Below are 302 nucleotides of genomic sequence, written 5' to 3'. Positions count from 1 at the left end.
CCCCTTGGGAGCATGACATGGACACTTATCCGGCAGCAAACAGCAAAGGCTTCGACATTTACCCGCTAGTCTACAAATACGATCCACCGCGTGAATGGCATGAACGAAGGCCGGACCGTAGCTACAGCGCTTCCGTAGTGATCTGTCGTGAGGGTATCGCGCCGACAGCCGACAGCGGGCGAGTCTTTCAAGTACCGGATGCACAGTGGGCCGATTTGGGTGTGGCCAAGCGCGCAGCGGTCCAGCACGGGGCGGACATCATCGAAGGACTTGTCAGGGGCGAATCGCTGGCGGGTATCTGA

At 58.9% G+C, this 302-nt stretch carries 1 protein-coding gene; it reads left to right on the top strand.

From position 1 onward, the window contains the following. The first annotated feature begins 17 nt into the window (after nt 1-17). Nucleotides 18-302, top strand: coding sequence for a hypothetical protein (locus A9J21_RS13910; RefSeq protein ID WP_066736525.1), 285 nt, complete (start codon nt 18-20; stop codon nt 300-302).

Source organism: Cupriavidus sp. D384 (genome assembly GCF_001652915.1).
Lineage (GTDB): Bacteria > Pseudomonadota > Gammaproteobacteria > Burkholderiales > Burkholderiaceae > Cupriavidus.
The sequence above is the reverse complement of the archived record's forward strand: the minus strand, read 5'-3'. Positions and strand labels throughout refer to the sequence as shown.